The organism is Corallococcus sp. M7, from assembly GCF_054512695.1.
In genome coordinates this window covers 4,925,172-4,937,784 of record NZ_CM137252.1, presented here as the reverse complement: position 1 = coordinate 4,937,784, position 12,613 = coordinate 4,925,172, and the positions used below count along the sequence as shown (strand labels likewise).

Here is a 12,613-nt window from a genome sequence, read left to right as displayed (position 1 = left end):
GCCAGAAAGGCTTCGGGGGGCGAGGTCGGTCACGGGGGGGGCCGTCCAGGTGTCGAAAAATTTCGACACTTCATAGCAGCCCGACTGCTCAATCCCGTAGGCACTCCCGGTGATGACTCACGGGAGGCCCTGCATCAGGCGCGGCCGAACAGTCCCTTCAACCACCCCATGAAACCTTTCTGCTTTGACACGACGGAGACGTCCGCCGCCGCCTCCTCCGGAACGGCCGGCGGGGCAGCCGCCACCTTGCGCGCCGCCGGAGCCGCTGCCCCCGGCGTCACGACCGGAGGCGCCGGCGCGGCCGCCGCGGACTCCTCCTGCGCCAGCCGGGCCTTCACCGCCTCCGGCGTATCGCGGGTGGTGAACGTGCTGACGACCTCGCGCCCCGTGGTGCCTTCCTTCGCGGTCACCTTGAGCAGCGATTCGTTGTTCACCTCGAACGTCACCGACACCTGCACCGCGCCGCGAGGCTTCTTCGGCAGGCCCGCCAGCCGCAGAGTGCCCAGGTACTCGTTGTCCTGCGCGCGCTCGGAGTCGCCCTGGAAGACGGTGAGCTCCAGCTCCGTCTGCCCGTCCCGGTGCGTGGAGAGCGTGTAGCTCTTCGCCGCCGGCAGCGACACGTTGCGCTCCAGCACCGGCTTGAAGCGCCCACCCGGCAGCCCCACGCCAATGGCCATGGGCAGCACGTCGATGAGCACCACGCCTTCCAGCTGCCCCAGGCTGTGCGCCAGGAGCGCCGCGCCCAGCGCCACGGCCTCGTCCGGGTGCACGCCCTTGCTGGGCGGCCGGCCGAAGAACTTCGTGATCTTCTCGTGCACCAGCGGGAAGCGGCTCTGGCCACCGACCAGGATCACCTCGTCGATGTCCGTGGGCTTCAGCCCCTTGGCCTGGAGCACCTCCTCGCAGACCTGGACCGTGCGGTCCACCAGCCCCTCCGTCAGGGCGATCAACTTCTGCCGCGAGAGCGTGACGTCCAGGTCGTACGGCTTGTTGTCGATCATCGTGATGAAGGCCACGTGCACCCGCATCTCGGAGCGCTCGGACAGGGCGCACTTGGCCCGCTCCGCCGCGTCGTTGATGCGCTGCAGGGCCACCCGGTCCCCCTGGAAGGCGCGGCCCGTCTGCCGCTCGAACTCCTGCAGGAGGTACTCCACGATGGCGTTGTCGAAGTCGATGCCGCCCAGGAACGTGTCGCCGCCGGTGGAGATCACCTCGTAGACGGTGTCGTGCAGCTCCAGCACCGACGCGTCGAACGTGCCGCCGCCCAGGTCGTACACCAGCACGCGCTGGTTCAGCTTCTTGCCGTAGCCGTACGCCAGCGCCGCCGCCGTGGGCTCGTTGAGGATGCGCTCCACGTACAGGCCCGCGAGCTTGCCCGCCTCGCGCACCGCGTGCCGCTGGTTGTCGTTGTAGTAGGCGGGCACCGTGATGACCGCCCGGGAGATGGGCTGGCCCAGCTGGTTCTGCGCGACCTCGCGCACCTCGCGGAGGATCAGCGCGGAGATCTGCTGGAGCGAATAGATGCGGTCACCCAGCCGCACCGCCGCCTCGCCGGACTGGCCCGCGGCGATCTCGTAGTGGAAGCGGCCCTTGATCTGCCCGACGATGGGCGACGCGTACGGCCGGCCCACCAGCCGCTTGGCGCCGTACACCGTCTGGCGCGGGTTGGTGAGCATCTGCCCCTTCGCGGGGTGGCCCACCACCAGCTTGCCGCGCTGGTTGAACGCGAGGATGGAGGGCACCGTGTTGTGGCCCTCGCGGCTGGGCAGCACCCCGGGCTTGTTGCCGCGCACGAACGCGGCGCACGAGTTCGTCGTCCCCAGGTCGATGCCGATCACTGGCCCCGTCCGGGGCGGCTCCTCGACGCTCAGCCCCAGTGACGCATCCGTCACCATCTCCAGGGCGGGAGCGGGGGCGGCGGCCGGGGCGTCCACCCGCGCCGGGGCATCCATGGCCGCGGCCTGGGGCAGGGCAGGGGCCGCCGCCTGGACGGGCACGGTGAAGTCCGGGGTGCCCACGCCGTTGGGCACGGGCGGAACGTCCGACTGGGCGTGCGGAAGGATGGCGACCGCGGTCTCCAGGAACCGGCGGGTCGGGGGATCCGCCTCCCCGAACTTCAGCCCCATGCCAGAGATGCCCTGGCCCTGCTGGCCCGTGACGAAGTGGACGATGGCCGCCGTGTAGAGGAGCCGGTCGCCGCTTGCCAGGCGGAGGTCCAGGGTAACGGCCGTGCCAGGGGGGCGCACGGCCTTGGCGCGCAAATAGATGCCGCCCCGGGTGATGTTGCCCCCGTATTTCGCGAGGAACTCCTCGGGGGTGGCGAAGGGCAGCTTCACCACCAGCCCCACCGCCCCCGCTTGATTCAATTCCGCCAAGGCCCGGTCCAAGTCCCAATAAGTGTTGGTGGGACGCCGAGTATCACCTGAAGTCCCCGGGAACGGGCGGCAAAAAACCTTCTTCCGTTGCGCGGCAGCCGCGCAAACCGTATGGACACGCACCCGCCGGGCGCTGGTGCCCCGCGGGGCCTCCGGGAGCCCCCATGTTGAACCCCGATATCCGGCTGGCCCTCACCTTCGACGACGTGCTCCTGCTGCCCGGTGAGAGCGCCGTCACCCCGCGTGATGCCGACCTCACCACCCGCCTTACCCGCAACATCCGGCTGAACGTTCCCCTCTTGTCCGCCGCCATGGACACCGTGACGGAGGCGCGAACCGCCATCGCCATGGCGCAGGAGGGCGGCATCGGCGTCATCCACAAGAACATGACGCCCGAGCAGCAGGCCCTGGAGGTCCTCAAGGTCAAGAAGTTCGAGAGCGGCATGGTGGTGGACCCCATCACCATCGACCCGAAGGCGCCGCTCGCCCGCGCGCTGGAGCTGATGAAGGTCCACGGCGTGTCCGGCGTGCCCGTGGTGCAGGGCAAGCGCCTGGTGGGCATCCTCACCAGCCGCGACGTGCGCTTCGAGAAGAACCTGTCCCAGAAGGTCGAGGACGTGATGACGACGAAGCTCGTCACCGGCCGCGAGGGCATCACCCAGGACGACGCCACGAAGCTGTTGCACGAGCACCGCATCGAGAAGCTCCTCGTGGTCAACGAGGCCTACGAGCTCAAGGGCCTCATCACCATCAAGGACATCGAGAAGCGCCGCACCCACCCGTACGCCGCCAAGGACGCCAAGGGCCGCCTGCTCTGCGCCGCCGCCGTGGGCGTGTCCGCGGACCGCGAGGCCCGCATCGACGCGCTGGTGAAGGCGGGCGTGGACGTCATCGTCGTGGACACCGCGCACGGCCACTCGAAGGGCGTCATCGAAGGCGTGCGCGACACGCGCAAGAACTTCAAGGGCTTCGACCTCATCGCCGGCAACGTGGCCACCGCGGAGGGCACGCGCGCCCTGATTGAAGCGGGCGTGGACGCGGTGAAGGTGGGCATCGGCCCGGGCTCCATCTGCACCACCCGCGTGGTGGCCGGCGTGGGCGTGCCCCAGGTGACGGCGGTGGACGACTGCGCCCGCGAGGCGGACAAGCACGGCGTCCCCATCATCTCCGACGGCGGCATCAAGTACTCGGGCGACATCGTGAAGGCGCTCGCCGCGGGCGCCAGCTCCGTGATGATCGGCTCGCTGTTCGCCGGCACGGAAGAGGCCCCCGGCGACGTCATCCTGTACCAGGGCCGCAGCTACAAGAGCTACCGGGGCATGGGCAGCCTGGGCGCCATGAAGCAGGGCGCCAAGGACCGCTACTTCCAGTCGGACGTGGAGGCGGTGAAGCTGGTGCCGGAGGGCATCGAGGGCCGCGTCCCGTACAAGGGCACGCTCTCCATGAACGTGCACCAGATGCTGGGCGGCATCCGCAGCGGCATGGGCTACGTGGGCTGCGCCACCATCGAGGAGCTGCGCACGAAGGCCACCTTCACGCGCATCACGTCCGCCGGGCTCAAGGAGAGCCACGTGCACGACGTCATCATCACCGAGGAAGCGCCCAACTACCGGATGGAGTAGGGCAGGGGCGTCTCCCCCGGCGGTGCGCCGGGGGAGGGCTGCGGACGACTACTTGCCGCGACGCTTGCCACCGCCCGAGGACGAGTCCTCGGCGGGGGCGGCCGTGGTGGACACGCGCTTCTCCGCCGCGTTGACGCGCTGGAGGAGCGACTCGCGGTCGTCCGGGTCCAGCGTTTCAATGGCCTTCTTCAGGGCGCCGAAGTCCAGGCGGGCCACCGTGACGGTGTTGCCCCCCTTGATCTCCTGCACCGTGGGCACGTCCACCAGCTCGCGCAGGTAGGTCTCGAACTCCACCCGGACGTCCGCGGTCTGCTGGATGCAGGTGTCCTTGGCGTTGACCAGGTTCTGGCTGCCCTCGCGGTAGCTCAGGTCCGGGTTGCGGGCCATGGCCTCCTCGAAGGTGTGGGTGCGGTCCTTCAGGGAGGAGTAGAGGTTGACGTAGTCCACCAGCCGGTCGGACTCCGGCCGGTTCACGTCGCGCGCCTTGTTGAGGGGCGCGGTGGTGTCGTCACAGGTGAGCTTGGACAGCTGGTCGACCCCGGGCGCGTCCTTCACCGCGACGCTGCGGGTGTCACGCTCCAGACGCTCGTCGGAGGTGATCTCCTTCACGCACCCCGAGGCGGACAGGAGGAGCATGGCTGCTGCAGTGGAAGCGGACAGGCGGCGCACGAACAATTGACGGCCTTTCAGCGTTGATTTCCCGAAGTTTGTAGCGATAAGGGCCCCCACCCGTCAACGACGCCCCCTGGGAGAATCGCCGGTGGACCTGCACTCCGAGAAGATCCTGATCCTTGATTTCGGGAGCCAGTACACCCAGCTCATCGCCCGCCGGGTGCGCGAGCTGGGCGTCTACTGCGAAATCCACCGCCCGGACCTCCCGGCCGCCGACATCCGCCAGTTCGCGCCCAAGGGCATCATCCTCTCCGGCGGGCCGGCGTCCGTGGAAGCGCCCGGTTCCCCGCGCTGCGACCCCTACGTCTTCGAGGCCGGACTCCCGGTGCTGGGCATCTGCTACGGCCTCCAGCTCATCTCCAAGCTCCTGGGCGGCCGCATCGACCGGAGCGCCCACCGCGAGTTCGGCAGCGCCGCGGTGGAGGTGCTCGCCGCGCGGGGCCCCTTCGCGGAGTTCCGCCCGGGCGACCAGGTGCAGGTGTGGATGAGCCACGGTGACCGGGTGGACGAGCTGCCGCCCGGCTTCGAGGCCATCGGTCGCAGCGGCAACTCGCCCTTCGCGGCGGCGGCCCACAAGACGAACCCCTGGTACGGCTTCCAGTTCCACCCGGAGGTCGTCCACACGCCGCAGGGCAAGGCCATGCTGCGCGCCTTCCTCTTCAACGACTGCAAGGTCACCGGCTCGTGGACGATGAAGGGCTTCATCGACGAGGCCGTGGAGACCATCCGCAAGCAGGTCGGTGACGAAGGCCGCGTCATCTGCGGCCTGTCCGGCGGCGTGGACAGCTCCGTGGCGGCGCTGCTGCTGCACCGGGCGATTGGCCCCCGGCTCCAGTGCATCTTCGTGGACAACGGCGTGCTGCGTCAGGGCGAGCGGGCGCAGGTGGAGGCGCTCTTCGTGGACCGCTTCCACGTGCCGCTGAAGACGGTGGACGCGCGCGAGCGCTTCCTGTCGAAGCTGGCCGGCGTCACGGACCCGGAGCAGAAGCGGAAGATCATCGGGCGGGAGTTCATCGCCGTGTTCGAGGAGGCCTCGCGCGACGTGCAGGACGCGGGCTTCCTGGCGCAGGGCACGCTGTACCCGGACGTCATCGAGTCCGTGTCCTGGAAGGGCCCCTCCGTCACCATCAAGAGCCACCACAACGTGGGCGGCCTGCCGGAGCAGATGAAGCTCAAGCTGGTGGAGCCCCTGCGCGAGCTCTTCAAGGACGAGGTCCGTGCCCTGGGCCGCGAGCTGGGCCTGCCGGACGAGATGGTCTCCCGTCAGCCGTTCCCGGGCCCGGGTCTGGCCATCCGCGTGCTGGGCGAGGTGAACGAGAAGCGCCTGGACCTGGTGCGCCGCGCGGACACCATCGTGCAGGAGGAGATCCACAAGGCCGGCCTCTACAAGGAGGTGTGGCAGGCCTTCGCCGTATTGCTGCCGGTGCAGAGCGTGGGCGTGATGGGCGACGAGCGCACCTACGAGTCCACCTGCGTGCTGCGCGCCGTCACCAGCGTGGACGGGATGACGGCGGACTGGGCCCGCATCCCGTTCCCCATCCTGGAGAAGATCTCCTCGCGCATCACCAACGAGGTGCGCGGCATCAACCGCGTCGTCTACGACATCTCCTCCAAGCCGCCCGCCACCATCGAGTGGGAGTGAGGCGGTAGCGCCTCTAAGTCACCGCGCGCCGGATGGCCTCCTCCACCGGCGACGTGTCCTCCGGGAGCCGGGCCAGGCTCAGGGGCTCCCGGGGCAGCAGTGGCGGCTGCGCCATGAAGCGCGGCCGGGTTCCCCGGTGGGGTTGGGCCGAGTGCACGAGGAAGGGGTGGCACAGGTACACCGTGCCCGCCTCGCCCGTGGCCAGGACCTCCCGCCGGTGGGCGGACTCCGCGAAGCCATTGGCCGCGAGCTGACGCAGCGTCAGGCCCGCCTCGCCCGCCGGGCCCAAGAGCCGCGCGATGTCCTGGTGCGAGCCCACGCGGATCCGGGTGGGCGCGTCGTCCTCGCCCACGTCGGAGAAGAGGAAGAGCATGAGCAGCGCCCGGCCCTTCGAGGCGACGTTGGCGCGCCACTCCATGAAGTCCGGATGGTCGACGCCGAAGCTCACGTCGATGTGCCATCCGGCATCACCCGGATCCTCGGGGGAGGGGAAGCGCACGGGGAACGTGCCCATGGCCCCGAGGGGCAGCCATCGGCCGGCGCCGACGAGCGCGTCATAGGCCGCGTGGAGCACGGGCGTGTTGGCCGCGTCCACGAAGGGCTTCTGGGTGTACATGCCCAGGCGGATGACGGGGCGGGTCCAGGTGGCGGGCCGGTCCGGGTCGCAGCCCGTGTCCCGCCAGAGGATGGCCCGGGCCTCGTCCGCGGCCTCCCGGGGGAAGGCTCCGTCGATGCGGAGGAACCCGTCCCGCATGAACTGCTCGGCGCGCGCGTCCATCTGCCTCCTGTCCCCGGGGGAAGTGCCGGGGCGCCGTGACTTCACTCCAAGTAGCCGCTCATCCTGACAAACGGAAGAGGCTGCCCGGTTCGCACCGGACAGCCTCTGGGGACTTCAGGACTCGGAAGGGAGGACTACCCTGCCGGGTTCGCCTTCACCGGCGCGACCTTGGTGCTGCCGGGGCGCAGCTCTTCCAGGACGCGGTTGGCGCCGTAGATCTTCTGGAGCGCCTCGATGATGGCCTCGGAGTGCACGGCCACCGTGCGGTTCACGGACTCGTCGAAGCCGTACTCGCCGCCCAGCGACTGGATGTTGCCGTCGAACACCAGGCCGACGATCTCGTGGTTCTTGTTCACCACGGGCGAGCCGGAGTTGCCGCCGATGATGTCGTTGGTGGTGACGAAGTTCATCGGCGTGCTGCCGTTGACGATCTTCTCCGACTTCAGCCACGACTTGGGCAGGGCGTACGGATCCTGGCCCGTGGCGTGCTCGAAGGTGCCGGACATCTGGGTGATGGGGGCGACCTGCTGGCCCTCATCCACGTAGCCCTTCACGGAGCCGAAGGACACGCGCGGGGAGAAGGTCGCGTCCGGGTACTGGCTGGTGCCGTAGATGTCGAACTTCGCCTTGGCGACCAGCTCGCTGTTCTTCTTGATGATGGACTCGACGTCGTCCTCGAACTTCTTGCGGATGGCGCGGGCGTCCGGATCCGTCAGCACGGCCAGCTGGACCATCGGGTCCTTGGACGCGTCCACGGCCTTCTTGCCGCCGTCCCAGAGCGCCTGGCGCGCCTTCGGGTCGAAGAGCTTCGTGCCCTTCACCACGCGGGTGGCGACCTGCTCCGGGGACTCCTTGCCCAGCACCTTCTTCACGAACGGGTGCTTGGCGCCCAGCTCCTCACGCATCTTGGTGAGGCCGAACGTCAGGCGGGCGATCTCCAGGTCCGCGTAGATGGGCGCGGGGCTGAAGAGCTGCGCCTTGAGGGCGGGCAGGTTGGCGTCGTTGAACTCGCGCAGCCGCTGGCCGTTGTCCTTGGGCAGCTCGTCGCCGGCGCGCACCAGCGCCCGGGCGGTGTGGAACAGGCTGGCGGACAGGCCCTGTCCCTGCTCGATGAAGTTCAGGTCCTTGCGGATCGTGAGCAGCTGGGCCTCCGCCTTGGCGATCTCATCCCAGGCGGCGGCGTACTTCTTCTTCAGCTCGGGGTTCGCGTCGACCTTCTTGCGCAGCTCCTGCTCCGCGGCGACCTTGGAGGCGAAGAACTTCTTGTCGAGCAGCGCCTCGTGGCGGCCCTTGGACGCCTTCAGGCCGTTCTCCACGCCGAACAGCAGGTTGCTGGAGATGCGCTTCTGCTCGGGGCCACGCCGCTGGAACTCGGTGAGCATGCCGCGCAGCTCGGAGAGGTACACGAGCGTCTTGGGCAGGGACACGTCGCGGGTGTACTCCAGCTCCGCGATGGTCAGCGCGCGCGAGGTGCGGCCCGGGTTGCCGGCCACGAACGTGAGGTCGTTCTCCTTCGCGCCGCTCGCGGACCACTTGAAGTAGTCCGGCGTCTTCACCGGCTGCTTGTCCTGGTAGACGCGCACGAAGGTCACGTCCAGGTCGTAGCGGGGGAACTCGAAGTTGTCCGGGTCACCGCCGAAGAAGGCGATGGCGTGCTCCGGGGCGAACACCAGGCGCACGTCCTGGAAGCGGCGGTACTTGTACAGGTTGTACTTGCCGCCCTGGTACAGCGTGACGACGTCACAGCGCACCTTGTCGTCGCCGTTGGAGCAGGCGCTTCTCCGCCTTGGACATCTCCGCCTTCAGCGTGTCCGAGTACTGCTTACCGGTCAGCGACGCGGTGGCCTTGTTGAGCTGCTCGGTGATGTCGGTGATCTCGACGAGCTGGTTCACCTCCATCGCCGGGCACTGCTTCTCCTCGCCCTGCGTCTTCGCGTAGAAGCCGTTGGCCAGGTAGTCCTGCTTCGCGGTGGACAGCTGCTCGATGCAGCCGCGCGCACAGTGGTGATTGGTCATCACCAGGCCGTCCGGCGACACGAAGCTCGCCGAGCAGCCGCCGGCCAGACGCACCGCGCCCAGGCGCAGCTTGTCCATCCACTGCTGATCCGGCTGGAAGCCGTACTTCTCCTTCACCTTGGCGGCGGGGAAGTTGTTGAACGTCCACATGCCTTCATCGGCGAGCGCCGGGGCGGCACCCACGAGGGCGGCGATGACGACCAATCGCTTCATTGAATGGGATCCTTTCGGGCCGCGGGACGGAGCTCCGCGGGGACGGGGCGTTTGTGGTGGATGCCCCAGCGTCGGTCAAGCTGGGAAAACACCTCCGCCAGCCGGATAACGTCCGAGCGCCTGAACGATTCCCAGGGATGCCCACCGGGCATGCGCTTTCCCCACCCGCCGGGTCCCGACGCAGCGCGTCCGGGCCGGCTCAGGCGGCCCGTGCGCGCACCCACGCGCCCGGCGTGGTGCCCAGCACGGCCCGGAAATCCGCGATCAGGTGGGCCTGATCGTAGTAGCCCGCACCGGCGGCGATGCTTCCCCAGTCCGGCCGGCCGCCCTGGGTAGAGGATGCCTGGAGTGCGCGCTGGAAGCGGACGAGCCGGGCGTAGGACTTGGGTCCCATGCCGAGCACGTCGTCGAAGGCGCGGCGCAGGTGCCGTTCGCTCACGCCGAGCGTGCGGGCCAGGTCCGCGACACGGGGGATCTCCCCAGGGCCGGTGAGCAGGCGGATGCCGCGCCGCACCAGGTACGCGGCGGCCGGTTCGTAGACGTCGTCGCGGTGGAGCCGGTCCACGAGCGCGGACTCCAACGTGCGCAGGCGGGCCTGGGAGGAGGGGGCCTTCGCGAGCCTTTCGCGGAGCTTCGCGCCGTCCGCCTTGCCCCAGAGCGTGTCGATGGAGAGCGACCGGTGGGCCAGCTCCGACATGGGCAGGCCGAAGAAGGGGTAGGCGCCGCCGGGCTTGAACTGGAGGCCCAGCGTGTCGGGCGGAACCTCCGAGGGCGCCTTGCGCACCACCTGTTCGCGCGGCCCCAGGGCGTGCACGTCGCAAGTGGTGGAGGTGACGCGGACCACCAGCTCCACGGTGCCGTCCGGCACGCGGACGTAGTCGCCGTGGGAGGGACCGCGCCAGAGCACGCGCACCCGCTGGACGAAGCGGGACAGGTCGGCCCGGGGGACCAGCGCGTTGTCGGGCGGAGCGGCCATGCGAAAGGAAGCATGGGCTGGCCGGGCCCGCGCTTCAACCCGGGCCCTGGGCGGATGGCCGATTCCTCCAATCGGGGACCGGGGCCCGGTCCGTACCTTGCCGGGCATGCGAATCCATCACCTCAACTGTGGAACCCTGTGTCCCGCCAGTGCCCGGTTCGTCACGGGCTCCGGCGGCCTGTTCGAGCGGGCCCGGATGGTCTGCCACTGCCTGCTGCTGGAGACGTCCCGGGGGCTCGTGCTCGTGGACACGGGCCTGGGGACCCGGGATGTGCAGGACGCGCGGGGGCGGCTGGGACAGCGCTTCGTGCGACGGAACACGCCCCGGTTGGACCCGGCGGAGACGGCGCTGGCCCAGGTGGAGCGGCTGGGCTTCCGGCGCGAGGACGTCCGGCACATCGTGCCCACGCACCTGGACCTGGATCACGTCGGCGGCCTGGTGGACTTCCCGGATGCCCAGGTCCACGTCTTCGGGGACGAGCACGCCGCGGCGGTGGAGCCTCCGGTGGCGGGCGCGAGGCACGGCTACAAGCCGGTGCAGTGGGCGCACGGGCCGAAGTGGAGCCGCTACGCGGTGGACGGCGAGCGCTGGTTCGGCTTCGAGTCGGTGCGGGTGATTCCAGGCCTGGACGAGGAGGTGCTGCTGGTGCCGCTGACGGGCCACACGGCGGGTCACTGCGGCGTCGCGGTGAAGGGGCCCGGGGGCTGGATGCTGCACGCGGGGGACGCGTACTTCAGCCACCATGAAGTGAACCCGGTGGCACCGCGAAGCCCCTGGGGCGTGGCGCTGTTCCAGCGGCTGTACTCCGAGGACAACGCCGTGCGCCTCCAGAACCAGGAGCGGCTGCGCGGCCTGGTCCGTGCGCACGGACACGAGGTGAAGGTGTTCTCCGCGCACTGTGCCGTGGAGTTCGACCGGATGCGTGCGTGAGGGTGCGGGCGGTAGCATGGCCGGACCTTGCGACGCGCTCTGCTCTTCGGCTCCCTCCTGTGGTCGCTGTCCTCCGCCTCCGCCGCTGAACCCGCCCGGGTCCAGGTCTTGAAAGCCGCCCGCCTGTTCGATGCGAAGGCGGGGAAGGTCGTCACCCCGGGTGTGGTGGTGGTGTCGGAGGGGAGGGTGGTGGGCGTGGGTCCGAAGGCGCCGGTGCCGGAAGGCGCGAGCGTCGTGGACCTGGGCGACGCCACGTTGCTGCCGGGCTTCATGGACGCGCACACGCATCTGACGGTGGAGCCCGGTCCGGACTGGCGAAAGGACCTCGTCGACAGCTTCCAGCGCACCATCCCCGAGCAGACGCTGGACACGCTGCCGTGGGCCCGGGCGACGCTGATGGCCGGCTTCACCACCGTGCGCAACCTGGGCGCGGAGGACTTCATCGACGTGGGCCTGCGCAACGCCACCGCGCGAGGCCTCGTGGTGGGGCCGCGCATCCTCGCGGCGACGTCCAGCCTCAGCTCCACGGGCGGGCACTGTGACTACGGCAACTCGTTCCGCAAGGGGCTGCTGGCCCACGACGCGAGCCCCGGCGTGGCGGATGGCCCGGACGCGCTGCGCGCCAGGGTGCGCGAGAACGTGAAGTACGGCGCGGACGTCATCAAGGTCTGCGCCACGGGCGGCGTGATGAGCCTCAACGCGGACCCGGACGCGCCGCAGTTCACGCAGGCGGAGCTGGACGCGGTGGTGGACGAAGCGCACGCGCACCGGCGCAAGGTGGCCGCGCACGCGCACGGCGCGGAAGGAGCGAAGCGCGCCATCCGCGCGGGCGTGGACTCCATCGAGCACGGCACGCTGATGGACGATGAAGGTGTGGCGCTGATGAAGCAGAAGGGCACCTGGTATGTGCCCACGGCCTTCGCGTTCTTCGGAATCAAGGAGCTGGCGGATCAGGGCAAGCTCCCGGCGGACACGGTCGCCAAGCTGCGAGCGGTGGACCGGAGGCGGGAGCACGTGCTGCGCAAGGCGATCTCCCTGGGCGTGCGCATCGCCTTCGGCACGGACGCGGGAGTGTTCGCCCACGGGCGCAACGCGGCGGAGTTCGCGCTGTTGGTGGAGGCAGGGCTCACACCGGCTGAGGCCCTGCGCACCGCCACGGTGAACACGGCGGAGCTGCTCGGGGTGGCGGACAAGCTGGGGACGTTGGAGCCGGGGAAGCTGGCGGACGTGATCGCCGTGCCGGGCAATCCGCTCCAGGACATCCGCGTGACGCAGAAGGTCTTCTTCGTGATGAAGGAAGGCGTCATCCACCGAGACGACACCGCGACGACCTCACGCGCCGCACCGTAAAGCTCGCGGCCCCAAGCACCACGCTGACCGCCCGCGTC

General features: G+C 69.7%; 8 protein-coding genes and 1 pseudogene. 4 read left to right on the top strand and 5 right to left on the bottom strand.

The window, feature by feature from the left end:
* Window positions 1-134: 134 nt before the first annotated feature.
* Window positions 135-2,375, bottom strand: coding sequence for a TIGR02266 family protein (locus tag ACX114_RS19900; protein ID WP_459300012.1), 2,241 nt, complete (start codon window positions 2,373-2,375; stop codon window positions 135-137).
* A gap of 164 nt (window positions 2,376-2,539) precedes the next feature.
* On the opposite strand from ACX114_RS19900, the gene guaB reads away from it, so the two are divergent.
* Window positions 2,540-3,997 carry an IMP dehydrogenase gene (gene guaB / locus ACX114_RS19895; protein WP_459300010.1) on the top strand — a complete coding sequence of 486 codons (1,458 nt, stop codon included), beginning with the start codon at window positions 2,540-2,542 and terminating at the stop codon, window positions 3,995-3,997.
* Window positions 3,998-4,045: 48 nt separating this feature from the next.
* Here the strand turns inward: guaB and ACX114_RS19890 are convergent, their stop codons facing one another.
* Window positions 4,046-4,633, bottom strand: coding sequence for a hypothetical protein (locus tag ACX114_RS19890; RefSeq protein ID WP_459300008.1), 588 nt, complete (start codon window positions 4,631-4,633; stop codon window positions 4,046-4,048).
* Between the two features lie 124 nt (window positions 4,634-4,757).
* Between ACX114_RS19890 and guaA the strand changes: the two genes are divergently transcribed.
* Window positions 4,758-6,311: a glutamine-hydrolyzing GMP synthase gene (guaA, locus tag ACX114_RS19885; RefSeq protein ID WP_459300006.1), complete on the top strand. Its 1,554-nt coding sequence runs from the start codon at window positions 4,758-4,760 to the stop codon at window positions 6,309-6,311.
* 13 nt (window positions 6,312-6,324) lie between these two features.
* On the opposite strand, the gene ACX114_RS19880 is transcribed toward guaA, so the two are convergent.
* From ACX114_RS19880 to ACX114_RS19870, 3 genes and pseudogenes are all read right to left on the bottom strand, one after another.
* Complete coding sequence (locus ACX114_RS19880) at window positions 6,325-7,089, bottom strand: phytanoyl-CoA dioxygenase family protein (protein ID WP_459300004.1); 765 nt, start codon at window positions 7,087-7,089, stop codon at window positions 6,325-6,327.
* Between the two features lie 134 nt (window positions 7,090-7,223).
* Window positions 7,224-9,318, bottom strand: a pseudogene (locus ACX114_RS19875) (S46 family peptidase).
* Between the two features lie 199 nt (window positions 9,319-9,517).
* Window positions 9,518-10,294: a helix-turn-helix domain-containing protein gene (locus tag ACX114_RS19870; protein WP_459300002.1), complete on the bottom strand. Its 777-nt coding sequence runs from the start codon at window positions 10,292-10,294 to the stop codon at window positions 9,518-9,520.
* 106 nt (window positions 10,295-10,400) lie between these two features.
* Here ACX114_RS19870 and ACX114_RS19865 point away from each other — a divergent pair, with 106 nt between their 5' ends.
* Window positions 10,401-11,225 (top strand): MBL fold metallo-hydrolase, encoded by an 825-nt coding sequence (locus tag ACX114_RS19865; RefSeq protein WP_459300000.1) that lies wholly within the window; start codon window positions 10,401-10,403, stop codon window positions 11,223-11,225.
* Window positions 11,226-11,252: 27 nt separating this feature from the next.
* Complete coding sequence (locus ACX114_RS19860) at window positions 11,253-12,575, top strand: metal-dependent hydrolase family protein (RefSeq protein ID WP_459299998.1); 1,323 nt, start codon at window positions 11,253-11,255, stop codon at window positions 12,573-12,575.
* Window positions 12,576-12,613 lie beyond the last annotated feature (38 nt).

What these genes read in the sequence shown, in the direction of transcription:
- ACX114_RS19865 (WP_459300000.1), top strand. Translation starts at nt 10,401, where the DNA reads ATGCGAATCCATCACCTCAACTGTGGAACCCTGTGTCCCGCCAGTGCC.
- ACX114_RS19870 (WP_459300002.1), bottom strand. Translation starts at nt 10,294, where the DNA reads ATGGCCGCTCCGCCCGACAACGCGCTGGTCCCCCGGGCCGACCTGTCC.
- ACX114_RS19890 (WP_459300008.1), bottom strand. Translation starts at nt 4,633, where the DNA reads ATGCTCCTCCTGTCCGCCTCGGGGTGCGTGAAGGAGATCACCTCCGAC.
- ACX114_RS19880 (WP_459300004.1), bottom strand. Translation starts at nt 7,089, where the DNA reads ATGGACGCGCGCGCCGAGCAGTTCATGCGGGACGGGTTCCTCCGCATC.
- guaB (WP_459300010.1), top strand. Translation starts at nt 2,540, where the DNA reads ATGTTGAACCCCGATATCCGGCTGGCCCTCACCTTCGACGACGTGCTC.